At 50.1% G+C, this 26364-nt stretch carries 21 protein-coding genes; 2 read left to right on the forward strand and 19 right to left on the reverse strand.

All coding sequences use genetic code 11. From position 1 onward, the window contains the following. Nucleotide 1 precedes the first annotated feature (1 nt). From ACSR9A_RS20700 to ACSR9A_RS20720, 5 genes are all read right to left on the reverse strand, one after another. Nucleotides 2-1750, reverse strand: coding sequence for a coiled-coil domain-containing protein (locus ACSR9A_RS20700; protein WP_473759277.1), 1749 nt, complete (start codon nucleotides 1748-1750; stop codon nucleotides 2-4). Between the two features lie 38 nt (nucleotides 1751-1788). Continuing rightward, a complete protein-coding gene (locus ACSR9A_RS20705) occupies nucleotides 1789-2682 on the reverse strand; it encodes an ABC transporter permease (RefSeq protein WP_473759278.1) in 894 nt (297 codons plus the stop codon). Next, nucleotides 2679-3611: an ABC transporter ATP-binding protein gene (locus tag ACSR9A_RS20710; RefSeq protein WP_473760199.1), complete on the reverse strand. Its 933-nt coding sequence runs from the start codon at nucleotides 3609-3611 to the stop codon at nucleotides 2679-2681. Before ACSR9A_RS20710 ends, ACSR9A_RS20705 begins: the two co-directional genes overlap by 4 nt. A gap of 73 nt (nucleotides 3612-3684) precedes the next feature. Next, nucleotides 3685-6066 (reverse strand): hypothetical protein, encoded by a 2382-nt coding sequence (locus tag ACSR9A_RS20715; RefSeq protein ID WP_473759279.1) that lies wholly within the window; start codon nucleotides 6064-6066, stop codon nucleotides 3685-3687. Nucleotides 6067-6236: 170 nt separating this feature from the next. Further along, nucleotides 6237-9449, reverse strand: a complete 3213-nt coding sequence (locus tag ACSR9A_RS20720; protein ID WP_473759280.1) for an efflux RND transporter permease subunit — start codon at nucleotides 9447-9449, stop codon at nucleotides 6237-6239. A gap of 256 nt (nucleotides 9450-9705) precedes the next feature. Between ACSR9A_RS20720 and ACSR9A_RS20725 the strand changes: the two genes are divergently transcribed. Beyond that, the gene (locus ACSR9A_RS20725) at nucleotides 9706-10893 is read left to right on the forward strand and encodes an MFS transporter (protein ID WP_473759281.1); all 1188 of its coding nucleotides are present in this window, start codon (nucleotides 9706-9708) and stop codon (nucleotides 10891-10893) included. 320 nt (nucleotides 10894-11213) lie between these two features. On the opposite strand, the gene ACSR9A_RS20730 is transcribed toward ACSR9A_RS20725, so the two are convergent. From ACSR9A_RS20730 to ACSR9A_RS20740, 3 genes are all read right to left on the reverse strand, one after another. Further along, on the reverse strand, nucleotides 11214-11672 hold the full coding sequence (locus tag ACSR9A_RS20730) for a GNAT family N-acetyltransferase (protein WP_473759282.1): 459 nt from the start codon (nucleotides 11670-11672) through the stop codon (nucleotides 11214-11216). Between the two features lie 119 nt (nucleotides 11673-11791). Then, nucleotides 11792-13582 (reverse strand): ATP-binding cassette domain-containing protein, encoded by a 1791-nt coding sequence (locus ACSR9A_RS20735; protein WP_473759283.1) that lies wholly within the window; start codon nucleotides 13580-13582, stop codon nucleotides 11792-11794. After that, a complete protein-coding gene (locus ACSR9A_RS20740) occupies nucleotides 13579-14439 on the reverse strand; it encodes an ATP-binding cassette domain-containing protein (RefSeq protein WP_473759284.1) in 861 nt (286 codons plus the stop codon). Before ACSR9A_RS20740 ends, ACSR9A_RS20735 begins: the two co-directional genes overlap by 4 nt. 124 nt (nucleotides 14440-14563) lie before the next feature. Here ACSR9A_RS20740 and ACSR9A_RS20745 point away from each other — a divergent pair, with 124 nt between their 5' ends. Further along, nucleotides 14564-15193: a biotin transporter BioY gene (locus tag ACSR9A_RS20745; protein ID WP_473759285.1), complete on the forward strand. Its 630-nt coding sequence runs from the start codon at nucleotides 14564-14566 to the stop codon at nucleotides 15191-15193. A gap of 140 nt (nucleotides 15194-15333) precedes the next feature. Here the strand turns inward: ACSR9A_RS20745 and ACSR9A_RS20750 are convergent, their stop codons facing one another. From ACSR9A_RS20750 to ACSR9A_RS20800, 11 genes are all read right to left on the reverse strand, one after another. Continuing rightward, the gene (locus ACSR9A_RS20750) at nucleotides 15334-15825 is read right to left on the reverse strand and encodes a YlbF/YmcA family competence regulator (protein WP_341282542.1); all 492 of its coding nucleotides are present in this window, start codon (nucleotides 15823-15825) and stop codon (nucleotides 15334-15336) included. A gap of 52 nt (nucleotides 15826-15877) precedes the next feature. Continuing rightward, nucleotides 15878-17467: a tRNA (N6-isopentenyl adenosine(37)-C2)-methylthiotransferase MiaB gene (gene miaB / locus ACSR9A_RS20755; protein WP_473759286.1), complete on the reverse strand. Its 1590-nt coding sequence runs from the start codon at nucleotides 17465-17467 to the stop codon at nucleotides 15878-15880. A gap of 229 nt (nucleotides 17468-17696) precedes the next feature. Continuing rightward, nucleotides 17697-18272: a phosphate propanoyltransferase gene (locus ACSR9A_RS20760; protein WP_341282540.1), complete on the reverse strand. Its 576-nt coding sequence runs from the start codon at nucleotides 18270-18272 to the stop codon at nucleotides 17697-17699. 217 nt (nucleotides 18273-18489) lie between these two features. Then, nucleotides 18490-18750: a stage V sporulation protein S gene (locus ACSR9A_RS20765; protein WP_025335291.1), complete on the reverse strand. Its 261-nt coding sequence runs from the start codon at nucleotides 18748-18750 to the stop codon at nucleotides 18490-18492. A gap of 139 nt (nucleotides 18751-18889) precedes the next feature. Further along, nucleotides 18890-19684, reverse strand: coding sequence for a TIGR00282 family metallophosphoesterase (locus ACSR9A_RS20770; protein ID WP_473759287.1), 795 nt, complete (start codon nucleotides 19682-19684; stop codon nucleotides 18890-18892). A gap of 77 nt (nucleotides 19685-19761) precedes the next feature. Continuing rightward, nucleotides 19762-21303 (reverse strand): ribonuclease Y, encoded by a 1542-nt coding sequence (gene rny, locus ACSR9A_RS20775; protein WP_341282538.1) that lies wholly within the window; start codon nucleotides 21301-21303, stop codon nucleotides 19762-19764. Between the two features lie 231 nt (nucleotides 21304-21534). Then, entirely contained in the window at nucleotides 21535-22164 is a 630-nt protein-coding gene (locus tag ACSR9A_RS20780) for a RecX family transcriptional regulator (protein ID WP_473759288.1), read from the reverse strand. Nucleotides 22165-22283: 119 nt separating this feature from the next. Next, entirely contained in the window at nucleotides 22284-23345 is a 1062-nt protein-coding gene (gene recA / locus ACSR9A_RS20785) for a recombinase RecA (protein WP_341282536.1), read from the reverse strand. 360 nt (nucleotides 23346-23705) lie between these two features. Continuing rightward, nucleotides 23706-24953 carry a competence/damage-inducible protein A gene (locus tag ACSR9A_RS20790; protein WP_473759289.1) on the reverse strand — a complete coding sequence of 416 codons (1248 nt, stop codon included), beginning with the start codon at nucleotides 24951-24953 and terminating at the stop codon, nucleotides 23706-23708. 109 nt (nucleotides 24954-25062) lie between these two features. Next, the gene (pgsA, locus tag ACSR9A_RS20795; RefSeq protein ID WP_341282534.1) at nucleotides 25063-25638 is read right to left on the reverse strand and encodes a CDP-diacylglycerol--glycerol-3-phosphate 3-phosphatidyltransferase; all 576 of its coding nucleotides are present in this window, start codon (nucleotides 25636-25638) and stop codon (nucleotides 25063-25065) included. Between the two features lie 222 nt (nucleotides 25639-25860). Next, complete coding sequence (locus ACSR9A_RS20800; RefSeq protein WP_046230783.1) at nucleotides 25861-26352, reverse strand: YajQ family cyclic di-GMP-binding protein; 492 nt, start codon at nucleotides 26350-26352, stop codon at nucleotides 25861-25863. Nucleotides 26353-26364 lie beyond the last annotated feature (12 nt).

Consider the following 26364-nt stretch of genomic DNA (forward strand, 5'->3'; position numbering starts at 1 on the left):
CTTATCGATTCGGCTGTATGTTGTCGAAATATTGCTTTACTTTATCCTGCATGGCCTGCGGCAGCTGGGAGCGTCCAAGCGCTTTTTTCGCCTCGGTTGCATACTCACTGTATACTTCCTCGTAAGGGCGTGTCGTTCCGTCAATCATCGGTGACTTGCCCCCCGTTTGCTCCTGGCCGCCAGTCGATGGTCCGCCATCCTCCTGAACATTGCCCTCGCCTGCCATCGTGCGCGGCGTTGTTACAAGCGTTCGTCCACCCGCTCCGGTACCGCCTTGCAAGCCTCCTTGCCCACTGCCCGAGCCGCTGCCAGCGCCCTGGCCTTGACCAGACCCGGCTCCGGCACCAGCGCCTGCTCCTTGACCGGCACCGGCTCCTGTCCCAGCACCGCTGGATGAAGGCTCGCCGCTGCCGGAGGCGCCAGAGCTTCCCGACGCCGCGCTCGATCCGGGCTCGCTCGGCGAGCCCGATGCTCCGCCAGCGCTGCTGCCGCTCGGCGAGCCATTGCCGGAGGCCGCCGCTGCCCAGCTCGGCGGCACGGAGCCGCCGCTTGCAGCCAATTGGCCCGCAAGCGGCTGTCCGCTTTGCCCAAGCTGGCTCGCCATTGCGCTAGCCAGCTGTTCCAGCTGAGCCTGCGATAATTCGCCGGCCAGCGCTTCTTCTAGGGCGGCGAGGCCATCGCCGCCCTCCGTCTCGCCCGAAGCGTCACCTTCCGCTTCGGAATTGCGCGCCTGCTCCGCGGCTTCTGCCAATGCGGAGGCGAGCGCCTCCTTGTCTTGCGGCAGCTGCTCGGCAAGCTGCTCCAACGCCTGTGCCAGCTGCTCCTTCTGCTCAGGCGTCAGCTTGTGCAGCTCCGAGCGCATATCGCTAATCGCTTCGCTCATGCCCGATTCCAGCCGGTCCTGCAGCGCAGCTCCCAGCTGTTTCAGTGCGGGCTCGCGCTGCATCGCTTCCGCCGCCTCATCCAGCTGCGACGCCGATTGCTTCGCCAGCTCCGCCGTCTGCTCAAGCTCGCGCATCGCCTCGGCCAGCTCGGCAAGCGCCGCCTCTATGTCGCTGTCGTTTTCTTCCAGCTTGCTGCGCAGCTTCTCAAGCGGCTCAGCAAGCTGCCGCTTCGCCTCCTCGGGCACATCTGCCCGCTCCGCTTCCTCCGCGAGCGCAGCCGCCTCTTCCCGCAGCTCTTCAAGCTGCTGCCGCTCAGCAGCCCGCTCCTCCGCCAAATGATCCAGCGGATTCGCCCATACGAGCAAAAGCGCGGATATGGCCCATACCGCGCTAACCCCCAGCACGGCCCGCTTCCACGCCGGCCATGCGGGCCAAGGCAGCCGCTTGCTCAGCATAGCGGCATAAGCTTTCGCTGCAGCAATGGCTTCCTGCCGCTGCAGCAGTACAATTGCAGATGGCTGCCCAGCCGGGCGCAGCCATCCATCAAGCGCAGTCGACACGGCATCATCCGTGTCGTGCCGATCCATCGCTCTCGCCGCATCGCGCAGCGAGGCGCGCCGCCAAAGACCGTACAGCAGCCCCGCCAGCAGGCCCACTGCCGCCAAAACCACAGCCGCTGGCCGCGCATGAAGCAGCGGCCACAGCCTGCTTGCAACGAGCAGCAGCAAGCCTGCCGAGCTGCCTATAAGCAAGCCTTTCAGCCCATGCTTGCACATGGTGAACATGGTCAATCTCAGTCGCACCGGCAATAGCAGCTCAGGAAGCTGCTGATCTTCTTTAGCCTGACTGCTTCCGCTTGGCGCCATTTGCGCTCCCTCCTACTTTAAACCCGACTTCTTATATGCTACTTCCCGCTTTGCTTCATACGAGGACGCAGGTAGCGAATGCTTAACCAAATGGCTAGAGCGGCCAATACGAGATAAATGAGCATAAACTCCTGCCAGAGCTGCAGAAACGGTTCAGATGCTGTTGAATTAGATCCCGTATAAACAATTTCTCTGGTTATGTTAGGGTCCAAAATGCTGTACATCGCCACCGCTGGATTCCATGCAAAAATATGAGCGATCCATTCGTTAGAACCGCTGTATCCTGAAACCTGCATAGATACCATTAGCGCTACATAACCAATGAGCGCTGTGCCCGCGTACAAAAACAAGGTCACGCCATAGGTCAAAATAACAGCAATCATCGTCCGCTTGATGATGGTGGAGAACAAAACGCCGAAGGCTCCTATGACGATCATCAAAAATAAATAAAAGAAAAAGATGAGCAGCAGCTGCGACGGCGATATGCCGCCGAACAGAAAGATCATGCTGTATACAGGAAGCGTACTAATGACGATTAAAATCATAAAGCTTAGAGAAGACAGCAGCTTGCTTAAAATAATCGTCGTCGAGCTTTGCTGCGTCGTAAGCAGCAGATTAAGTGTCTGCCGTTCACGCTCGCCGCTTATAACGCCAGCCGTGAGGCCCGGGGCCATAAAGGAAATGAGGCCGAGCTGTACGAAGCTGAGAAAATAAAACAGCATCCGGCTTTCGCTCGGATTAAAGGAGGCCGCATTGCCCGAGCTCATATTAAGCAAATAAATGGAGCTAAGGGCAAACAGCCCAATGGCGAATAAATAGGCAAGCAGCGTCCACATCGTGCGCGGCGTCCGCATCCGCAAGCGGAATTCCTTATCCAGCACCGGATTGATCAGCTTGCTGCGCCAATCTTTGCTTACGGTATCGTTTCTCATTCGAAGCCGTCCCCTCCTCTCGTAATTTCCAAAAAGACATCTTCCAAATTCGTCTGCCCTTCGCTAAACGAAACGATGCGGTAACCCGCAGCTATCAGCTCGCTGATCAGCTCTGCCTGTTCGAGATCCTGTCCGCTAAAATGAACATGTATGCCCCGCTCATCGCGCATCAGACGCGTCACATGCGGCTGCTCCTGCAAAAACTGCTCAGCCTCTTCCAGCCGTTCCAGCAGCCGAATATATAAGATCCGCTTCACCCGCAGCCGGTTCTGGATTTCCGACACATTGCCTTGGGCAATCATCTGCCCATGCTCAATGACGCCAATTTCATCGACCATCTCCGCAAGCTCTGGCAAAATATGCGAGGAAATAATGATCGTTTTACCCATTGCTTTCAGCTCAAGCAAAATTTCCCGCATTTCGATTCTCGCCCGCGGATCAAGACCGGAAGCCGGCTCATCGAGTATAAGCAAATCGGGATCATGCACAAGGCAGCGCGCCAAGCACAGCCGCTGCTTCATGCCGAGCGACAGCGTATCGACATAAGCATCCCGTTTGTCGCTGAGATTGACCAGCTCAAGCAGCTGCGGAATAAGCTCTTCCCGTTCCTTCTTGGGTATTCCATAGCTGGCACCATAAAAATGCAAATATTCGACCGCTTTAAATTGATCGTACACACCGAAGAAATCCGGCATATACCCAATCCGCTTTCTCACTTCTGCCGGATGCTTCGTCACATCAAAGCCATCCACTTTCGCATAGCCCGACGAAGGCGAGAGCAGTGTAGCCAAAATGGACATCGTCGTTGATTTCCCCGCGCCATTCGGCCCTACAAAACCAAACACTTTGCCCCTGGCAATCGTCAAATCAAGCGACTTTAAGGCATGGAATGAGCCAAAAGACTTGCTGAGTCCTTTAATTTCAATCATCGGAACGACTGCCTGATCCTGCTCGGGCGAACCCCCCGCTTCATGCTCCACTTTTTCTTGCGCCTGCTCTTCCTTATTCATGCTTTGCCACCTCGCCTTCCACTGCCACTTGCGGCATTCTCGTTTCTATATCGGTATTAACGATCAGCTTCATCCGCAATTTGAAGCCATCTATGAGATAATTCGAAGGATCTTCCATTTCCGCTGCTACTTTCAGCCATTTACCTTGTTCTTCATCCCAAATGAGCCACTTCAAATTTTGCCCGGATTGGGAAGGGTCAAGGTGAATGTCCAATTGATCGTATGTCAGCTGTTCACGCTCAGGGAATCTGTATTCCAGCACCAGCTCACCTTGCCCAATCGAAAAAGTAGAGTTCCCAAAATTCTCTAATCGATTGACACTTTTTTCAATAATAACGGGATTTACGAAGCCTGCAGGCACGATTAGGCGGCCGTTTTCATCCGGCTCCATCTCACCCAGGCTTTGCACCCACATCGTCAAATTAGCAGCCTTCACCTTATTGTTATTAACGGTAAAAAATGCATCTTCATTTTCACTGAATCCGAGCACAACCGGACCATAAATCATCGGCATAGTCGAGGAACTGTAGTTCGTATTGAAATACGCATCAACCAGCGTACGCTGCCTGCTGAACGTATCCTGACTGCCGCCCTGATACGGGAATATCAGACTGCCGTAGTTAAAATATCCCATGCCTGTGTTGGGACTATTGGAAATGAGCACAGAACCTTCTTCGCCTTGCTTTAAATCACCAATTGAATAGCTGCTGCCGTTCATCACGACAACCACCTGATTTAAATCATTCAAGGTGTCATTTTTAATTTTATAACCTATTTGCCCGTTGCTGCTCTCGTAGGACACCTTGAATTGTCCGACCTGCTCCTGCATCGGGACATTTTCAAATACGGCTTTGCGTGTCGACCAATATTCTACATTTTTCCACTCAGCTGTCGTTTGTCCTTCTAGGCTCACCACTCTGCTGTCGCTGCGCAAATTCAAGTCGCCGGTGCTGCTGCCTGATGCATAAGGTGTTAGGGGGAGCGTTTCATCGAAACGGGCAGCTACTTCGCCGCCATTCGGAACGAAAATCGAAAACGCACCAGATTTAACTCCTTCGCCTTGGCCAGATAATTGCACCGTTTGGACCGAATGGGTAGACATAAAACGTTTATTTTCAGCGCCGAAGAAGAAAATAGCGGCACCGCAAATGATGGAGATGAGCGGAATGAGCCACCACGACCACTCCCGCTTGTCTACCCTTCGCAGCACCAAATACAGCACCGGAGCTACAACAATCATATAAATGATAAACATGACGAGCAAGAGACCAAAATTAGGCGGTGAAATGGATGGAAACTGATCTACGATTTGTTGAAAGCTCCAATACGTATTATTGCCGTTCGTATAGCCCTGCTGCATTGGAAATAGCGAGCTTTGCAGCCAATTGGCGTACAATGTGGCACTTCCCGACCAAGAAGCAATCGGCTCCAATGCGGGATCAAAGGCAATGTACAGCACCTTGCCCAGTCCCAGCTTGCGCTCGGCCGCAATCGGCGTTTCCCCGCCTAACAGCTTTGTTGCCCCAGCAGCAAGCTTGCCTGTCGACAGCGTCATATCACCTGCGCTTGCACTTTTCGCTTCACCTGCGTTCACCATTTCAGGCGATATCGGCTGTGACACCGTCCCGCCATCCGACTCAACCGGCGCAATAGCTGCAAAAGCTTTCGCTGTTTTGCTGTAGCCTGCGCCTCCCGAGAGAATAAGCGTGCCTCCCTTGCTGATCCAGCCTGTAATGGCCGCCACCTGCTGCTCGCTCCAATCCGAAGTCGCTACATCATTAATGGCAAGGACATCAAAATAATCAAGCAGTGAAGCTTCATCCGGCAGCTGCTCCGGCGTCAGCGGCATGACGGAAATTTGGTAGCCTCGCACATTCAGCGAAGGCATGAAATTTAACGTATCGGGATCGCTTGCGAGAACCCCAAAGGTGTAATCGGCTGTGCTATTGCTGTCCAAAAAGGCTTTGCCAATGATTGTTACTTCCTTCCCTTTGGCAGAAGCGCCTTCAAAAAAGCGGATTTTGTTATTGTCTTTGCTCAACTGCGTACCTGGCAATGAAACCGTAAGCTCAACAGGCGTTTCTTTCGGCAGTTCGACCGGTACGACATAATCGGTCGTCATCCCGCCATAAGGCGAAATAACCGAAATGACGACCTCGCCCTTTAAGTCGGTATTCGTCCGATTCATCAGCGTAAGATGGGCAGGCATTCTTTTATCCATTTTCACACTGCCCTGATAGCCTGCTTCCGTTTTCAGCTCAATGCCTGCCGCTTCGGCATAGGCTCTCGAGCCCGTTGTTCCAAGGTCTGCACATAAACTAACGATCATAATCATCATGACAAAAAGCTTGAATTTAAAACCTATTCGACTCACAGACAGACCCCTCCCTATTTTTATATGTACTCATCCTATTACCTAACGCAAAAAACGACGAAAATGTTTCATAATTTTACATAATTCATCCAATGCAGGAAAAAGAAAAGCCTAGTTCGCATAAAGCGATCCCAGGCTTAAGCATAACGTATTTATACTTGCTGCTTTTTTTAAAATGATTTTGGCCTGCGGTGAAAAATTTCATAAAATACAGGAACGATTACCAGCGTCAGCAAGGTTGAGCTCGTTAAGCCGCCAATAACAGTCAGCGCCATCCCTTTTGTAATAAGCCCGCCTGACTCAAACCCGAACGCAAGCGGCAGCAATGCGCCGACCGTCGCAATAGCGGTCATTAAAATCGGACGGAGGCGCGTGCCTGCTGCTTCGAGCAGCGCCTCACGGACAGATAGTCCCTCCGCTTCCTTATGGATGACCCGGTCCACCAGAACAATCGCATTCGTAACGACGATGCCAATAAGCATCAACGCGCCAATGAGCGATGTAACGCTTATCGTCTCCCTGCCTAGAAGCAGGCCAAGCAATGCGCCTATTACCGTAAATGGGAGCGAAAGCAGCAGAGCAAGCGGAGTCAAAGCGCCGCCAAACGTAAGAACAAGCACAAAATAGACAATCGCAATGGCAGCCAGCATTGCAATGCCAAGCTGCGTGAACGATTCATTAATTTGTTCGCTCACCCCACCCAGCTTGTAGCTGATCCCCGCTGCAGCCGGCATATCATCCAGCATTTGCTGCAGCTCCGCCGATACAGCTCCTACATTGGAAGAAACCACATCCGCCGTCACCTCCGCAAAAACGCGCTCATCCTGCCGGGTAATCGTATTCGGCGATTGTCCCTCCTTAATCGTTACGACATCGCTGAGCGCTACTTGCGCCCCAAGCGGAGAGATCAGCACGACCTTTTCGAGCTCTGCTTTGCTGGCATAGGCTGCCTGCTCCAGCTTCTCATAAATGTTTAGCTCGGCTCCTTCCTGCTTAACCGTTCCAAGTACAGGCTGGCTCCGAACGGGGCTGAGCGCCGCCGCCACCTGTCCTGCCGTCAAGCCATATTGGCTTAGCTTCCGCTGATCGGCGACCAGACGGTACTGCTCATAGGTTGCAGCAAGGCTTGTTGCGACATTTGTCAAATGAGCATTCTTTTTGAGCTTCTCTTCCAACTGTTTGACAACGGGTTCCAATAGAGCCATATCTGGGCCAAATGCAGTAATGGACAAGCCAGATCCGCCTAGCGCCCCGCCGCTAAACTCCTGCTGCTTCCACTCGCCACGTCCCCCAACCTTCCCGAGCAGGGCGACCACCTGCTGCTTTTCATCGTCAAACGCCGGAAAGGTATTCTCATATCGCAAATTAAACACAGCCTGCTTCGAAGCACCTGGACTAAACGGATTGGCACCGCCCACCGCATATTGGACAATGTTCAGTCCCGGCCGTCCGAGCAGCCGCTTTTCTGCCTGTAACGCCAGCTCCTGCACCTGCTCCTTCGTCTCCCCTGGAGCCGGGTTATACGTAACCAGCATCATTTTCTCCTGATCGGACGACAGGAAGCTCACTCCAATAATCGGTACTAGAAACAAGCTCCCTACGAGCAGTATTACTGCAGCGCCAAACGAAGCAGCCTTATGATTGAGCGACCAGCGGAGAATGCTTTTGTACCACTCGGCTAAGCGACCAGGCTTGTCCGCATGTCGCTTGCCTGAAGGCAGGCCGCCCCGGAACATGAGATGCGCCAGCATCGGCACCACCGTTACCGCCACAAGCAAGGAGGCAAGCAAAGCAAATACGACTGTTAAGGCAAAGGGCAGAAAAATTTCGCCGATCATGCCCGACACAAGGCCCAGCGGCAAAAATACGGCTATCGTCACAATGGTCGAGGCAAAAATCGGGATGAACATTTCACGGGTCGCATCCAGAAACAGCTCCTTGCCGGACAGTTTTTCACCTGGAAGCGAGAGCCTTCGGTAAATATTTTCGATGACGACGATGGAATCATCAATGACCCGGCCAATCGCCACCGTCATGGCACCAAGCGTCATGACATTCAACGTAATGTCCATCTGGCTTAGCAGCAGAACAGCAATTAGAAGGGATAGCGGAATCGAAATGACGGCAATAATGGTCGAACGAATGTTGCGTAGAAAGATCAATATAATGAACACGGCAAAAATGGCGCCGATGACCGCTTTGCTGACCATCGTCTCCACCGATTTTTTAATCGGCTTCCCTTGATCCAGTGTCGTTTCCACGATAAGCGCAGGCTGCGCTTGCTTCAGCTTGACCAGCTCAGCATTCACTGCATCCACGACCTCAACGGTATTGGCATCAGCCGCCTTTACAATCGATACGCCGATCGATTCCTTCCCATTCGTCCGCGATATCGATTCGATCTTGCCGATGATCGATATATTTGCAATTTCGCTTAGCTTTACGGTAGGGAGCGTGCTCATGCTGGCTATCGCCTTAGCTAAGCCCTGATCAGAGTCAACCAGACCTGCCGCCGGGGATAAAGCTTGCCCGCTGGCAGCATTCAAGCCACCTGTAAAGGAAGAGACCGGCTGCATCGATTGCCCTGTTTGCCGGTCTGTTGCTGGGGGAGCAGTATTGCCTGCCCCATTCCTATTAGCTGGATTGTAGGGAATGTCCATGTTTTTCAAATTTTCTAACGTCGCAATATTTCCGTCCACAACGAGCGTTTTCTCCGACTGTCCAAATTCAAACACGCCGAGCGGGACGGTCAGCGCCGAGCCTTGAATCAAGCCTTTGACCGTCTCCTTCGTCAAGCCGTATTTCGCCAACTGCTCCGGCTTAAAGGCTAGCTGGATCTCATTTACATTTTGTCCGGATACTTGCACACTAGCTACACCATCAATACCTTCGAGCATCGGCAGCACGTCATTTTCGACTGTCCGTGTCAGCTCCTTAATATCTGCTTTTTCATTAGAGAAGCTAAGCGAAAGCACAGGAAATGCATTCAAGCTAATTCGCGATACTTGCGGGGTTGCCACACCTTCGGGCAAGCTTAGCCCATTCAAATCTTCCTTGGTTTGCGCTGCCGCCTTGTCCATATCGGTACCATAGTCATACTCAATGACGACGGAAGATGCATTTTCATAGGAGGTCGAGCGCACGACACTTACCCCTTCCGCATGGCGGGTCCGCTGCTCGATAGGCTTGGTGATTTTCTCCATCACCTCTTCTGGTGCGGCGCCTGGAAACACCGTCGTAATGCTAACAATCGGCACGGTAATATCGGGCAGCGTCTCCATCTTCATACGAAGGCCTGCGTACATGCCTGCTGCCAGCACAAGCAGCGTCAAAATCCACAGTGCTACTTTATTATTGAGCGAAAATCGGATGATGCTTTTCACTTTTGCCTCACTCCTAGTCCATATCCATACTTGGCAGACGTTCGCCCATTCGGACCACACTTCTGCTTCACGGTACTAGTAGCATTTAACTTAAGTAGAAAATATAAACCTCTACTGAAGGTAATTTGATGTTTAACAAGCAAAGCCGAAAAATGATCCCTATTAACGCTTATTCGCCTTGAATAGACAACCGTATTTATGGGTGACAAAATGCGTGATCGTAGGCTAAAGTAGTGATGAAAGGGGTTTTATTAAAATGTCTACTGCTTCACAGCGCTTGGTGTTTACGGTTGTTACGCTTTTATACTGGACGTCGATGTACGTTTATGTACCAACGTTATCGCCTTTTTTGAGCGGCCGCGGCTTGTCGATGCAGTTGATAGGCATTGTGCTTGGCAGCTATGGCTTTGTTCAAATGCTCATACGCTTCCCCGTTGGAGTTGCCTCTGACCGCTTCGGCAAGCGCAAGCCGTTTATAATACTGGGAATGGTGACTGCTCTCATAAGCTGCTTGCTGTTTCTAGTGCCGGGACACTGGCTATGGCCGCTCGGAGGCCGGGCAATGGCTGGCATATGCGCCTCGACATGGGTTGCTTTTACAGTTATGTATGCCAATTATTTTGCCGCAGAAGATGCTGCACGGGCGATGGGCAGCATTAGCGTGATGATCGTTAGCGGCCAAATGCTCGGCATGCTGATGAGCGGAACGGTGACCGATATGTGGGGAGATGCCGCACCTTTCATTACTGGTGCTGTTATCGCTGGGGTAGGGCTAGTGCTAGGCCTGCTTTTAAAAGAACCGCCGAAACAGCCGCATGAGCGCGTCGGCATGACACTCGCAATGGCGCGCAGCATTATCGGCACAAAGCTGCTGCTTCAAGTATCGCTGCTCTCCATTCTCGCACATGGCGTGCTGTTCATTACAATGTTTGGCTTTACGCCACTCAAGGCAGAGACGCTGGGCATTACTGGATATGGGCTGACTTTGATTGTTTTCGCCTTTATGCTGCCGCATGCGCTCGCTTCAATGTTTACGGCCAAATGGTTCGCCCCGCGCTTCGGCAATTGGGTCACCATTGGAATCGGCTTCGTGCTAAGCACAATATGTACGGTGTCCATTGCCTATACAGATTCATTCGCTATACTGGCGCTGACGCAGGCGATAAACGGCTTTGCCCAAGGCTTGCATTTGCCGCTGCTGCTCGGACTTGCCATTCGTGATGTCCAGCCAGCGGGGAGAGCTACTGCCATGGGCCTTTATCAGGCGGTGTATTCGATTGGGATGTTTTCTGGCCCTTTTCTAGCCGGCTGGCTCAACGACAGCTGGGGCATGAACAGCGGCTTCTGGTTCGGCGGCATGCTTGGCGCTGCCGCAGCACTGCTTAGTGTATGGTGGTATATGAAGGAGCGAACTACGAGCAGAAATGTTGCGGGGAATACATGATAAATCATTTTATTTCGATAGGTTGACTAGGGCGTGTCTGAGAACTCTGAGGACAGCAAATTTTGCCGAATTTTCGTTCCATGCAAGGCGCGCTTGTGAAGGCGTACCGGGGGTACGTCAAGCAAACGGAACGAAGCAGGGGGCGAAAAGGCGGTGAAAGGTGCCACTGAACGGGTTTTCAGACACGCCCTAATCCAAATCATTGACGCAGCGGCAGCCCTAGACGAGAAAATTATGTCTTAGGCTGTCGCTGTTTGATTGAACGATCGTTGTTTCTTTGTATTAATAACAGAATTAACTTCTAACCAAATAACGCTAGCTTACCTATCTAAATATCTAGATAATCGAATCATATCTCGGCATTGAATTCCATTTTCATAAATTTCTTCTGAGTAATGCCTGATGAAAAAGTCTAAGTCAACACCAACTATTCTAAAACCGCACTTTTGATACAGAGCCAATTGTCCTATACTTGAATTTCCAGTACCGATTTCAATTGTATTATATCCTCTCTCCCTGGCTGTTTGAACGGCATGCAAAACTAGCATTTTTCCTATTCCTCTTCCATGCATCGATTCCACAACGGCTATGTTCACCAATTCAACCGTTTCAGGCCTTGTAGGCAGAAGCACATAAATTCCTATCATTTGATTGTTTTCCTCAGCTACAAAACACTCTCCTCGTTTAACGTATTCCTCAACAAGATTTTGAGAAGGATCTGCTAACAGCAATAGATCCATTGTATAATTTTCGTTTGAGCCAAGTTTCCTAATATTCATTTCCTGCTCCTTATATCTAAACGTGGCATATCTTGCTGCTAATCATATTCTGAAGTTAAACAGCTCTCCGGCCCCATCATCTTATAGAAAGCCACTAAATCATTATGATCATAAAAGCTTTAAAGGGTAGCCCACATATATAATACGACCGAGCCACTTACCGCTACTCCGAGCAGCAGTACATCCTGACGGCCAAATCGCAAGCGGAAGCCTTGGGTCGAACGAATCTCATTGTTGCCAATCCCTCTCGCCTCCAACGCCTCTGCCATTTGCTCGGCTATTCGCAAAATCGAACGAATGTAGGGGATAATCGCCGATGCCAGCATCGAAGGCGGCAAAGCGCCGGCTGGCGTAATTGCCTTCCCCCGTGCATGGGCGATTTTCGCAAAGCGCTCCCATTCCTTAAGCAGCAGCGGAATAAATCGAAAAATTAAGGTTACGGTCAAGGTGATCGCTGAGATCGGGACTTTAAATCGACTCATCCAGCCAAAGGTTTGCTCCAGCGCCCGCTGAATCCGCAGCGGCGTCATAAGCAGCAGCATCGGCAGGCCAAGCAGCATGGCGCAAAAAAGCGTCGCCAAGCGGAGCATCGTTCGTGCCGATTGCTCCCAATCAAACGATAATGGCTGTAGATGTGCTCCGGCTACAACACCGAAGAGCAGAACGATTAAGGCGTAGGCTCGAATAAAACCGAGCCACGGCCGCATTTGAGTGCGCAGCGGCAGCCATATCGCGGCTGCAAGCGCTCCAGCAAGCAGCAAGCCGCTCCAGCTATGCTGCATGATGATGGTCGCCGCCAGCAGCATATAGGCGGCGATGAGCGCTCTTGGATCGAAGCGCGCCTCTAGGCGCTGCGCTTCGGGCTGCGCCGGCGGGAGTTGCCGGCGCTTGGGTTTAGGCAGCGGCGGCGAAGCGTCCGCCGCTGTGGGCTCTGCGCCCGGCGATGGGCGCAGCTCCATCGCCGGAGGCGCCTGCGGCGCGGCGAGCGGCATAGCCGCCGCGCCAGGCAGCGCCGCTGCGGCCGGAGCGTCCGCCCGGCCGCTCTGCGGCTGCGCGGCGGCGGCATGAATCGCCGCCGCAAGTGCCTTCGGCGCCGGCCATACGGCGGCGCCACCGCCCGGCGGCTGCGCCGCGAAGCCGCGCAGCTTCGCCAGCGCGCGCAGCGCCTGCGGCGCAGCTGCATCTGCAGCATGGGCATTCGCCCACGCCGATGCAGCGACCGCTTCGCGGACCGAGCCGTCCACGACCACGACGACTTCGTCCGCAAGCGGCAGCAGCGCGCCCGGATCGTGCGTTGCCACGACCGCTCCGCGCCCAGCCGCCTTGTGCGCCGCTAATACGGCGCACAAGCGGCTGATGCCCTCGGCGTCCAGCCCCGCCGTCGGCTCATCCAGCAGCAGCCATTGCGGCTTGCATGCCAGCAGGCAAGCCAGTGCGAGTCGCCGCTGCTGTCCGCCGCTGAGCGACCAAGGATCGCGGGCAAGCAGCTCGGCAGGCAAGCCTGCTGCTTGCAGCGCATGCTGGAGCCGCCGTTCCTTCTCCGGCGGCTCCAGCTTATACGGCTTCAGTGAATAGAGGAGCTCCTCCTTCACGGTCGCCGCAAACCATTGCGACTCCGAATGCTGGAGCGCTATGCCCGTATTCAGCACGACGCTGCGGCTAAGACGTCTGCGTCTTCCCTTTTTCACCCAAAGCAAATCAGCACCAAGCGCAATCTCACCCCCGCTTAGCTTGCGGAGCCCTGCCATTGTTTCCAACAGCGTGGATTTTCCTGCACCATTGCTGCCGATAAGCAGCGTAATCGTACCTTCTTTAAATACGAGCTTTTCTTTTATAGCCAGAAGCGTTTGGTCTCGTTCTCCTGCTGCACAGACGCGTACGGCTTCCAGCCTCCAGCTAAAATCGATCATCTTTGCAGCGCCTCCGCGAGCCTGTCTACGGTCAAAGGCAGAGGCTTTAAAACGATGCCCAGCTTCTCCAGCTCCCAAGCTGTCTGTACCGCATAGGGGGCCTCAAAACCGAGCAGCTCGCACCAGCTCCGCCCTCCTTCTTCATTTCCCGTCCCCTTTTCAATACCACTGCGCTCATAAAACATCTCCGTCGTCCCGTCAAAAACGAGTCGCCCCTGCTCCATCACGACGACTCGATCACCATGTCGCAGCTCAGCCAGCTTTTGCGTAATCCATATGATCGTGCTCCCTGCAGCGTGAAGCTCGCGCACTTGCTCGCAGGTGGCCAGACTTGCTTCAGGATCCAGCATTGCAGTCGCTTCATCGAGCACAAGCACAGGGGCTTTTACCGCCAGACAACCAGCAATGGCTGTCAGCTGCTTCTGCCCGCCCGACAAAGTGCCAACCGCTTGGTCCTTCCGTTCCAGCAAGCCGGTTAAACCAAGCGACTCCTCCGCAAGCGCAGCTATCGCCTCGCTGTTAATCCCATGCTGCTCCAGCATCAATACAATATCCTCCCAAGGCGTTGCGCCAAGCATGGAGGCCTCGGGCTGCTGCATGACAATTGGAATCGGTTTATTGTAGGCAGCAAGCTTCGCTCCAAGCAAATAGGTCCCGCTTTTCTCACCCACAGGAAACCCGGCAATGACTTTAGCGAGCGTACTTTTCCCACTCCCATTGCTCCCCAGCAGCGTCAGCCAATCCCCTTCGTTCAGAGTGAAACTGACATCTTTAATAATGGGAAGCTGCTCACTTGCCATGTCAAAAACGCGTGGCCTGACCGTCAGACCTTCAACTTGTATCAAATAATCGTGCAAAAAATTTCACCTGCCCTCTTCCCCAAAGCGCCGCTCTGTGCTACAATCCATTTTGTTAACCATAAATGAATAATATATGGTTAACATTATAAAAGCAATCATCATTTTAAAGGAGACGATTTCATTGATCAAACGCAGTACGAATATTCGCAGCCTGGTGTACATAGCCTTATTCGCTGCCTTATTTATTGTCATGAGCAGCCTTCAATTCAAGTTTGCCGCCTCACCCGTACCGATAACTCTGCAAACGCTGGCCGTTGCGCTCGCGGGACTATTCCTCGGTGCACGCAATGGATTTTTATCCATTTTGATTGTCGTTGTACTAGCAACGATCGGGCTTCCGCTTATTAACGGAAATGGCGGCTTCGGCATGATAGCCGGACCTACCGGCGGTTTTCTCGTAGCCTTCCCCTTTTGCGCTCTGCTTGTAGGCTTCTTCTCATCCAAGCTGCTTCATAGCTCTTTTGCAGCAAAAAACCGCATCGCAACCGCTATTTTGCTGTTTGTCATTTTCGAGCTGTTTAGTTCTTTTTTCGCTTATGTAATTGGAATTCCTTGGCTAATGCAAGTAACAGGCCTCTCCTTTCAAAAAGCAATGATTAATGGCTGCTACCCATTCCTGCCAGGCGATGCTGCCAAGTCCGTATTGGCGGTCATTATAACGATGGCGTTAAAGCCGTATATTTTAAGGATTCAAGCTTCAACTGGCAAGAAAAATACAGAAGCCGCTGCTTCATTCCCGACAGCCGTTTAATGCGTACGCATTTATAATGCACTCTACCGTACTTTCTTTATAAAAAAAGGGGCTGCAAGCAATGGTATTTCGCCATTGCGCAGCCCCTTTCCTGTTTCATTCGCTTTCCCGATTCCACGAACGAAAGTCTAGACAAGTCGTTAGTCGCACTCAGCAGGCGCTTCCTCAGAGCCTGCCTCAACGTTGATTTTCTCAGAAACCGTATCCCGTACAATGGAAATAACGAGCTGCAGCAAATAGTTGATGTCGGACTGGCTTTGCTGGAATTCCGTTACGATCGGAATGCCGTCCAGCTCATCCTGAAGCACTTCCATTTCCTGCTCGATCTTTTTGACCATCGTTTCGTTTTTGAAAGTCGTTTCAAAGGCGACAAGTTCCTTTTGCTTTTTCTTCACAGTCGCAATCAATTCCTGAATTTTCGTATTGCCTTGAATTTGGTTTTCCGCACGGCGGTACTGCTGCACTTCCTCAGAAGTATAAATCAGGTCAGCAAGCTCTTTCGCCTTCTTCATAATGTCTTCGCGAATTAGCAAATCACGCGTATCAAACTTTGGAATCCCGCATCCTTCGCCATGCTCATGATGGTGATGGCCATGCTCCGTATTTCCTTGGACCGTTTGTTGCTCAGACATTTATCATCTCTCCTGTAATTGGTATCAAGTTTTGCTGTTAACCTTTTATCGTTTAGAGCACAACCGCTTCACGCAATTGCGTTTCTGTAGGCTCTGCTTTAATATACCAGGTTTTCGCTTCCGTCACTTTCGCTTCAATAAGCTGCCCAATCCATTCCTGCGGACCTTCCAAATGAACGAGCTTGTTCGTACGAGTACGTCCAGCTAGCACATTAGCGTTATTTTTGCTCTCACCTTCAATCAGCACCTCGATTGTCGTGCCGATCAACCGCTGATGGCTTTCCAGGCTCATCTGTTTAAGTAAATCATTCAGACGCTGCAGCCGACGCTTCTTGACATCAAGTGGAACATTATCCTCCATACCGGCAGCAGGCGTACCTTCACGCGGCGAATAGAGGAAGGTATAGGCGGAGTCAAAGCCCACCTCGCGAACGAGCGAGAGCGTGTCCTCGAACTGCTCATCCGTTTCGCCAGGGAACCCGACGATAATATCAGAGGTCAGCATCGCATCCGGGATAGCCGCCTTAATTTTACCTACAAGCTCTAAATACATTTCACGCGAGTATTTGCGGCTCATCCGTTTAAGCACTTCCGTGCTGCCCGATTGAACAGGCAGATGAATATGCTCGACCAAGTTGCCCCGCTGTGCCAGCACCTCAATGAGATGATCATCAAAATCTCTAGGATGGCTCGTTGTAAAACGAACGCGCGGAATGTCGATTTTAGACATATCGTGCATGAGATCGCCAAAGCGATAGGCGATATCTTCAAAATCTTTGCCATAAGCGTTCACGTTTTGCCCCAGCAGCGTCACTTCCTGGAAGCCTTGTCTCGCCAGCTCCCTTACCTCGGCAATGACGTCCTCCGGCCTGCGGCTCCGCTCCTTGCCCCTTGTGTAAGGCACAATGCAGTACGTGCAAAATTTATCGCAGCCATACATGATGTTAACCCAAGCCCGCATGCCTTCACGTTTCTTCGGCATGTTTTCAATAATATCGCCTTCTTTGGACCATACCTCGACAACCATCTCTTTGCTGAAATAGGCATTTTGCAGCAGGAATGGCAAGCGGTGAATGTTATGCGTGCCAAAAATCATATCGACGAAGGAATGCTTTTGCAAAATACGTCCGACAACCGATTCCTCCTGCGACATGCAGCCGCATACGCCGAGCAGCAAGCCCGGCTTCTGCTGCTTCAGCACCTTAAGATGTCCCAGCTCCCCGAATACTTTATCCTCGGCATTTTCGCGGATCGCACATGTATTAAGCAGCACCACATCCGCCTCAGTCCGATCGTCCGTCGCCGTATAGCCCATTTCCTCGAACATGCCCTTCATAACTTCCGTGTCATGCTCATTCATTTGGCAGCCGTACGTTTGAATCAAATAAAACTTGCCTTTGCCCAGCGTCCGGAATTCCTCCGGTATGGAAAAATCATAATGAACCTCTATGTCCTCTTTGCCCCGTTTTTTCTCTTCCTTGTGGTTCGGAGCAGCATTGATTTGAATATTGCGCCCTTTGATTCGATAGGTGATTTTGCCGTCTTCCTCGCTAAGCACCTTCGCATCAGAGAAATCAAAATATTTCGAGTAATCCCTATCTTTATTAGCGGCTTTCAAATCCGCCGAGTTCCCCTTTGTCATGCTTTAGTCACATCCTTATATCCTTGTGCTCACCCGTGTTTAAACATCAATAAGAAATTATAACACATATAAGTCCATCGAATCCATTATTGATGCTGCTAATGCTCTATTTTTTCCAACAAATCTTGAAAACGCCTTCCTATTTTGCTTTAAAAAATAAAAAAACGGACAGCAGCTCATTCGCCGCTATCCGTTTCAATAATAAGTAGGACCTACTACAAAATAATGATTAGCCTACAATTTCAGCTGTATCGCCATTTTTAATGCCAGCCGCATTCGCTTCGTCCGTATCAATATGCATGTCCAATGCGAAATCTGGGGATACACGGGCGATCACTTCCTCAAATACGACGCCACGATCTCCACCAAAACGCACTTTCAGCTTTTGCTTGTCGGCAATGCCCCACTTTTCAGCATCGCTCGTGTGGAAATGAATATGGCGGGCTGCAACGATAACGCCTTCCTCAATCGTCACTTCTCCAGCTGGACCTTTCAGTGTAATGCCAGCGGAGCCGCTAATATCACCGGATTCGCGAACCGGCGGATTTACGCCAATCGAGAAAGCATCCGTTCGTGAAACTTCAAGCTGTGTCGCCTTACGGACAGGCCCAAGAATTCTTACTTTAGGAAAAGAAGATTTCGGTCCGATTACGGCAACCGTTTCATTTGCTGCATATTGTCCTGGCTGAGAGAGTGCTTTCGCCTCCGTCAGCTCGTAGCCTTCTCCAAATAAAATCGCGACATGCTCTTCAGATAAATGAATATGGCGTGCCGATACCCCTACAGGTACTAATTTTTGTGTCATTGCATTTACTTCCCTTCGCTTATTGATCTGCTTTCCTTGCCACAAGGATCATGCGTCTTATCTGCAACCTGCTCAATAATCATAACATTTATTTGTTTTAACTCACAACAACATATGTCACTATAAAGCAAAAAACCTGCTTACGCGAATGTAGGCAGGCGTTACATATGAACTTTTTTCTACATTTCTCTAACGACTTAAGGCTTCGTTTAAGCGCTTATCTAGGCTCAACAATGAGCTTAATCGCCGTCCGATCCTCGCCATCAATCACAATGTCTGTAAATGCTGGTATACAAATTAAATCCACCCCGCTGGGAGCAACAAATCCTCGCGCAATCGCAACTGCCTTAATCGCTTGATTTAGTGCACCCGCCCCGATAGCTTGTAATTCAGCGGCGCCGCGTTCACGTAAAACTCCGGCCAGCGCACCTGCAACGGAATTTGGATTGGACTTTGCTGAAACTTTTAATACATCCATAAAAATGTACCTCCTCGGGAATGATGGATGGATTCCACTACTAGCAATAGTATTCGAGAGAGGTAGAAAAATTCCTGCTTTTATCGCCGAAATTAACGAACTGTTCTGAATTATCTAAATTTTAAACAAAAAAAGACTGCTACATGAGCAGCCAATCTTCTTCAACCAGTCTGATTTTTTGGAATTTGGTCGTTTCGCCTGTCGCATCATCGATTTGGATCGACACGCCATGCAAATGCCACTTGCCTTCATCCACGACAAAACGGGTAGGCATTTGAGTCATAAACCGATGCAGCACCGCATTGCGCTCCATCCCCAGCACTCCGTCCTTCGGGCCCGTCATGCCTACATCCGTCAAGTAGGCTGTGCCGCCTGGCAAAATCGTGTCGTCATTCGTCTGAACATGCGTATGCGTTCCTACAACCACAGATGCATGACCAGCCAGATGCCAGCCCATTGCAATTTTTTCCGAAGTCGCTTCCGCGTGAAAATCGACCAAAATATTTTTCGTCGTTTCATGCGCCACCTCGATGAGCTCATCCGCTTTGCGGAATGGACAATCAATCGGTGGTAAAAACGTTCTTCCCTGCAAATTTATTATCGCCAGCTGCTTGCCGTTCGCTTTAATGATCGCCATGCCTTGTCCCGGCGTTCCTTCCGCGTAGTTCGCAGGTCTTACAATACGGGGCTCATCATCAATCCAATCAAAAATATCTTTGTTATCCCATGTATGATTGCCCATCGTAATCCCGTGAACACCGCATTCAAACAGCTCATTGACAATGTTTTTAGTAATGCCCCGGCCTGCTGCTGCATTTTCACCGTTCACGATAATAATATGCGGGTTGTATTTCGATTTAAGCGCTGGAAGCACTTGCTTAACGGCTGCACGCCCTACACTTCCAACAATATCCCCAATAAATAATACGTTCATTGCTGCTCACTTCCTTTTACCTATTCAGACAGGAAAAGTGGCTGCAGGGCAGCCACTTTTCCGCGTTGCTATGCTTTTTACTTCGCGTATTCCACAGCTCGTGTCTCACGAATAACGGTGACTTTGATGTGGCCTGGATAATCAAGCTCACTTTCAATCTTCTTCGTAATGTCGCGAGCGAGTCGGAATGCTTCTGTATCGTCAATCTTCTCAGGCTGTACCATAACGCGCACTTCACGTCCGGCCTGGATGGCATACGATTTCTCAACACCATCGAATGACTCCGAAATATTCTCCAGCTTCTCCAGACGCTTGATGTACGTTTCGAGCGTCTCACGGCGTGCGCCTGGACGTGCTGCCGACAAAGCGTCAGCTGCACCAACCAGCATTGCGATAACCGAAGTGGCTTCACAATCGCCATGGTGGGAAGCAATACTGTTAATAACAACAGGATGCTCTTTGTATTTCTTAGCCAGTTCAACGCCAATCTCAACGTGTGAGCCTTCAACCTCATGGTCAAGTGCTTTACCGATGTCATGCAGCAAGCCTGCACGCTTTGCGAGTGTAATATCCTCGCCCAGCTCGGCAGCCATAAGTCCAGTCAAGTAAGCAACCTCCATGGAGTGCTTGAGCACGTTTTGACCGTAGCTTGTCCGATACTTGAGTCTTCCCAAAATCTTAATCAAGTCAGGATGCAAGCCATGTACACCCACCTCAAAAGTAGCTTGCTCCCCGTATTCACGGATACGCTCATCCACTTCCTTGCGTGATTTCTCAACCATCTCTTCAATACGAGCAGGATGGATACGTCCGTCAGCGACAAGCTTCTCAAGTGAAGTTCGGGCAATTTCACGCCGGATAGGATCGAAGCCAGACAGGATGACCGCTTCCGGTGTATCGTCGATAATGAGATCGATACCGGTCAATGTTTCCAGAGCGCGGATATTACGACCTTCGCGTCCGATAATGCGGCCTTTCATTTCCTCATTCGGTAAGGAGACGACTGATACAGTCGTTTCTGCTACGTGATCAGCCGCACAACGTTGGATAGCGAGCGATATAATATCACGTGCCTTTTTATCTGCTTCTTCTTTTGCCTGCTGCTCGATTTCCTTGATCATCTGCGCTGTCTCATGTCGTACTTCCTGTTCAACATTAGACAAAATAATCGATTTCGCACCTTCCATCGTCAAGCCGGAAATTCGCTCCAGCTCGCTAAGCTGCTGCTTATAGATGGTATCAATCTGTTCTTGGGTTTCATCGATCCGTTTCTCTTTGTTGGCAACTAATTCTTCTTTGCGTTCCAGCGCTTCTAATTTTTTATCCAACGACTCCTCTTTCTGGAGTAAACGTCTGTCCTGTCGCTGAACCTCATTACGACGTTCACGAATGTCTTTTTCAGCTTCGGTACGAAGTTTGTGGACTTCATCTTTCGCTTCCAGCACCGTTTCCTTCTTCTGGGCTTCTGCTTCTTTTTTCGCATTTTCTACGATTTGGATAGCAGCCTGCTCAGCACTGGAAATTTTGGCTTCGGCAATCGACTTTCGAATAAAATAACCAACTCCAAAGAAAATAACGCCAACAACGAGACTGATCAAGATCGTCCAAATAGGATCCATCCTCTTGTTCACCTCCTCGTTGCATTCACAAAAGCAAACGCTTGGAATGATATTTGATTTTAGTCGGTTTCCATACCGTTTTCATCTTCTAACAACTTGCCGAAAATAATCTTCTCAAATCAATTTTTGGAAGGAAAATAGATTTGATGTGGAAGGAATACAAACTCATTTTATCTTTTGGTAAAATCACTTGTCAAGCAAAAGCCCAAGTTGATCTTTTTGCTTCATTGATTATGCATTCTCTTCCGCTGATTTTACTGCGGCTTTAATAATGTCTACAGGAAAGCCCCTTCGTATTAAAAATGCCGCCAGCTTGCGTCTGCGCTCAAACAGCTCTCCTTTTATGGTTCGCCACTTTTTGGAAGCGGTAGCAATAGCTGCGTTTAACTCCATATCACTGTCAATTGCTGAAGTAGCAGCAAGCGCTGCTGTTTTCGACACGCCCCGCTGCATAAGTTCCTGCTGAATGTAACGCCTGCCTTTCTGGCTGCTTTTCATTCGCTGAGCGGCAAATTGCATCGCATACTGTTCATCATCCACAATATGTTCCTTTTCTAAACGCTCTATGGTGTAATTAATATGATCCTGAGCAATTAGCTTCCGATGCAGATACTGCTCTATCTGCTTGCCTGTCCGCGGCTTGAAGCCCAAATAATAAACAGCCATCGCATAAGCGCGATACCGCTCGTCCTCGCTGCCAATTTCTTCTATTTGCGACTCTGTCAGAAGTTGTCCTTTAAACAGCGTATGGCGGATCAACAGATCCTCATGAACCGATAAAATCGGCTCTTCGCCTTCCGCGAATATAAGATAGCGGCTTCGGTGCTTACTGTCTTTCTCGACCGCTCTGATTTCAATCATAGGCCCTCCAAATTACATTTTGCAACTAGTTGTAAATGTTGCCTAAAACAAGTTCGCCGTCCCTAAAAAGGAACGGCGTCTTCATTATTAATTATCCATTTCGCTACTAATTTAGCGTATTAATCCAATTCAGACTCGTCGAAATCGTCTTCGTCCTCTTCTTCTTTACCAAGCCCTGTCGCCTGAGTGGCAGTCGCTACCAAATTGCTGGCATCACGAATCTGCTTGTCAATGACGTCGGCAATATCTGCATGATCTTTCAAAAACTGCTTAGCATTTTCACGGCCTTGACCGAGGCGCTCGCCATTGTAGGAAAACCACGCACCGCTTTTTTGTACAATATCGAGTTCAACACCCAGATCAACAAGCGTGCCCTCTTTGGAAATGCCCTCACCATACATAATGTCAACCTCGGCTTGCTTAAACGGCGGAGCCACTTTGTTTTTGACAACTTTAATACGTGTACGGTTACCAATCATATCATTGCCTTGCTTCAGTGTCTCAATACGGCGGACATCAAGACGTACGCTGGAATAAAATTTCAAAGCGCGTCCACCTGGTGTCGTCTCAGGGTTACCGAACATAACGCCGACCTTCTCACGCAGTTGGTTAATAAAGATCGTAATCGTCTTCGATTTGCTGATCGCGCCAGACAACTTGCGAAGTGCCTGAGACATTAGACGTGCTTGCAAACCAACGTGCGAGTCACCCATGTCGCCTTCGATCTCAGCCTTAGGTACAAGTGCCGCAACGGAGTCAATAACAACAATGTCAACCGCGCCACTACGAACGAGCGCTTCTGCGATTTCTAGCCCTTGCTCCCCTGTATCTGGTTGGGAAAGCAGCAATTCATCGATATTGACGCCTAGCTTGCTTGCATATAACGGATCAAGTGCATGCTCTGCATCGATAAAGGCAGCTTGTCCACCTGCACGTTGAACTTCTGCAATCGCATGAAGCGCAACGGTCGTTTTACCAGAAGATTCGGGTCCATATACTTCAATAATACGTCCTCTCGGGAAACCCCCGATTCCAAGTGCGATATCTAAAGCAAGCGAGCCGCTCGGCACGACCTCCACTTGCATATGTGTTGATTCCCCTAGTTTCATAATAGAGCCCTTGCCGAATTGTTTCTCAATTTGACGCATAGCCATATCTAACGCAGCACGACGATCAGCCAATCAACTCACATCCTTCGTTATTTATAATATAATGATAACCTTTTTCCGACCCTTTGCCAAGCACTTTTTCGAACATACATTCGTTTTTTTGTGAAGACGACGGTAGGCATGCAGCTTTGAAATTTCTAAAAATATAAGCATTTATAAGTTTTTCACGTATAAATTAGGCTTATATTTCTCGGACTGAAACACGATGTGCCGCCAGAGGACGGCAACAGCTGTTTCACCTTGAACCAAACAAAAAAAACCGCAGCAAAGTTATCTTCGCCACGGTTCTTCCGTAAGTTGTATTCAGTATACGCCCGTTTCCGGCAAAAAGCAACACCTTTCGCCTGGCTTTGGACATTCTACTTCTGATCTTTAGTTCTGGATAGCAAGCCACAAACGGTACAGAAGCGTTTTCACAGCACGTACGCGAATAATCGTCCGGCTGCCGCTTAATTGAAGCGGATAAACCGCCGTCTCCTTGCCACGCTCGGCAATAGCTATATAAACAAGTCCTACAGGCTTGCCTTCGCTTTCTGCGGGCCCTGCCACACCTGTTATAGACGCGCCAAAGTCGCTGTCTGCAAGCTGCTGTATCCGCTCAGCCATTAACGCAGCTGTCGATTCGCTGATCGCGCCAGGGGCCCCTTCGCCCTCTAGCTGTGCCAAAGGTATGCCAAGCAGCGCATGCTTCATCTCATTCGTATACGTTACAACGCCGCCCGTATATTCCCCACTGCTTCCTGGAACGCTCGTAATCAGCTCAGCTAACAGACCGCCGCTGCAGCTCTCAGCACTGGCCAGCTTGCGTCTGCTCGCACGAAGCAGTCTTATGACCGCCTCCTCCAGTGGAATGTCTTCTTGGGCATACAGATGCTCTCCAATGCGTTCAATAATCTGTTCCACTGTCGCATCTATCTTGCTGTCAGCCTCTGCCTGCGTTGCCGCTTTCGTAGAAACACGAATAGCTACCTCGCCTTCCTTCGCATAAGGAGCAATTGTCGGATCAACCTGTGCTTCAATTAAATCGAGCAGCTTAGCCTCCAAGTTGGACTCCCCAATACCTGCGAACTTAAGCAAACGCGAATAAAGCGGCTGCTCGTGTCCCAGAAGCGTCAGCAGCCATTCCTTGCCCGGCCCGTCGATCATCGGCTTCATTTCCCTAGGAGGCCCAGGCAGCAGCATGTAATGCGTGCCATCCTCTGTCAGGGCGTTGCCTACGGCAAGGCCCGCCGCATTGTGCAGCGCCACGCTGCCATCGATAGACAATGCCTGTCTGCGATTGCTTTCAACCATATGCATGCCTCTTGAGCTGAACAGCTCTTCGATTTTATCCATAGAAGGCTTGTGCAAGGACAAACCGCGGTTCAAATAAGCAGCCAGCACATCCTTCGTTAAATCATCAAGCGTAGGTCCTAAGCCTCCGGTAAACACGAGCAAGTCGGCGCGTTCTCTCGCTGTTACAATCGCTCTGCGAATACGTTCTGGATTGTCTCCGACTACCGATTGAAAATATACATCTATGCCAAGCCCAGCCAGCTCTTGGGACAAATACTGTGCATTTGTATTTACAATCTGTCCAAGCAGCAATTCAGTACCTACTGCTATAATCTCTGCTTTCATGCTATTCATCCTCCTTTAGGTAATGGCAGCGCTATAATTCGGTAAGCAAAAGCATCCTCCCCGAAACAGGGAAGATGCTTTTCAAAAAACGGCAAAGCGCGTTTCATCGTTATTCTACCGGTATTAAATGTTTATTTTTCACAAAATAATCAATTCCGGAATAGAGCGTAATCGCAACTGCGACCCAGCTTGCAATCAAATCGAATGGAAACGAGATGAAGGCGAACGGGAAATTGTTAAGCAAAAGCGATATGATCATCGTAATTTGTATAGCTGTTTTCCACTTGCCCCATTTACTAGCCGCCATTACACTGCCCTCAAGCAGCGCAATTTGGCGAAGTCCAGTAACAGCGAATTCACGGCTAATAATCAGAATGGCAATCCAACCAGCCAGCTTATCCATCTCCACCAGTGAAATCAGTACAGCCGCAACAAGCAGCTTGTCAGCGAGTGGATCAAGAAGCTTGCCCAAATTGGTTACAATTTTGTTCTTGCGGGCGATATACCCGTCCAAACCGTCCGTACTCGCTGCCACAATAAAAATAATTGCCGCAATAATCTGGTTATATGTAATGGAATAGTCATCAAATACAACTGAGCCCACATTCATATTAACGAGTAGGAAAACCATAATAATTGGCACTAAAATAATTCTAACCAGCGTAATTTTATTGGCGAGATTCATGCCTTTTCCTCCCCGAATAAAACAAAATCTGTCCTGCCATTGCGCGTCATTACACTCACCTGTTCTGTCATCTGCGTCTCCCCAGATCCCTTCCGCGAAACTATCTTACCAAGTATAATACATTGCTTAATCTGGTGTCAAAATGAAGAAAAACAGGTTTAACAAAGCCCCCTTCTTCCGCCAAATAGCGAAAAAAGAGGACCTCTATACCGTCACATGCGGTTAACGATAATTTGTGAATTGCAGCTCAATCGGCAAATTAGCACCGCGCAGTAAATTCATAACGGCTTGCAAGTCGTCACGGCTTTTGCCACTTACGCGAATTTGGTCGCCTTGAATCAGGCTTTTCACCTTTAGCTTCGAATCGCGAATCAAAATATTAATTTTTTTGGAGTGCTCCTGATCGATGCCCTGCTTGAGCTTAACATGCTGGCGAACGGTATTCGCCGAAGCCGACTGGATTTTGCCGTAATCCATATTTTTGATCGGCACGCCGCGTTTAATCATTTTCGATTGCAAAATATCAATAACGCTGTTGAGCCTGTATTCATCGTCAGAAACGAGAACCAGCTCTTCATTTTCAAGCTTAATGCTGCTCTTGCTTCCTTTGAAATCAAAGCGCGTCTCGATTTCACGCTCCGCCTGCTGAATCGCATTGTTTAGCTCCTGCATGTCCACCTTGGACACAATATCAAATGAACTTTCTGAAGACATGTAACTCCACTC

Source organism: Paenibacillus sp. R-74696 (genome assembly GCF_055814915.1).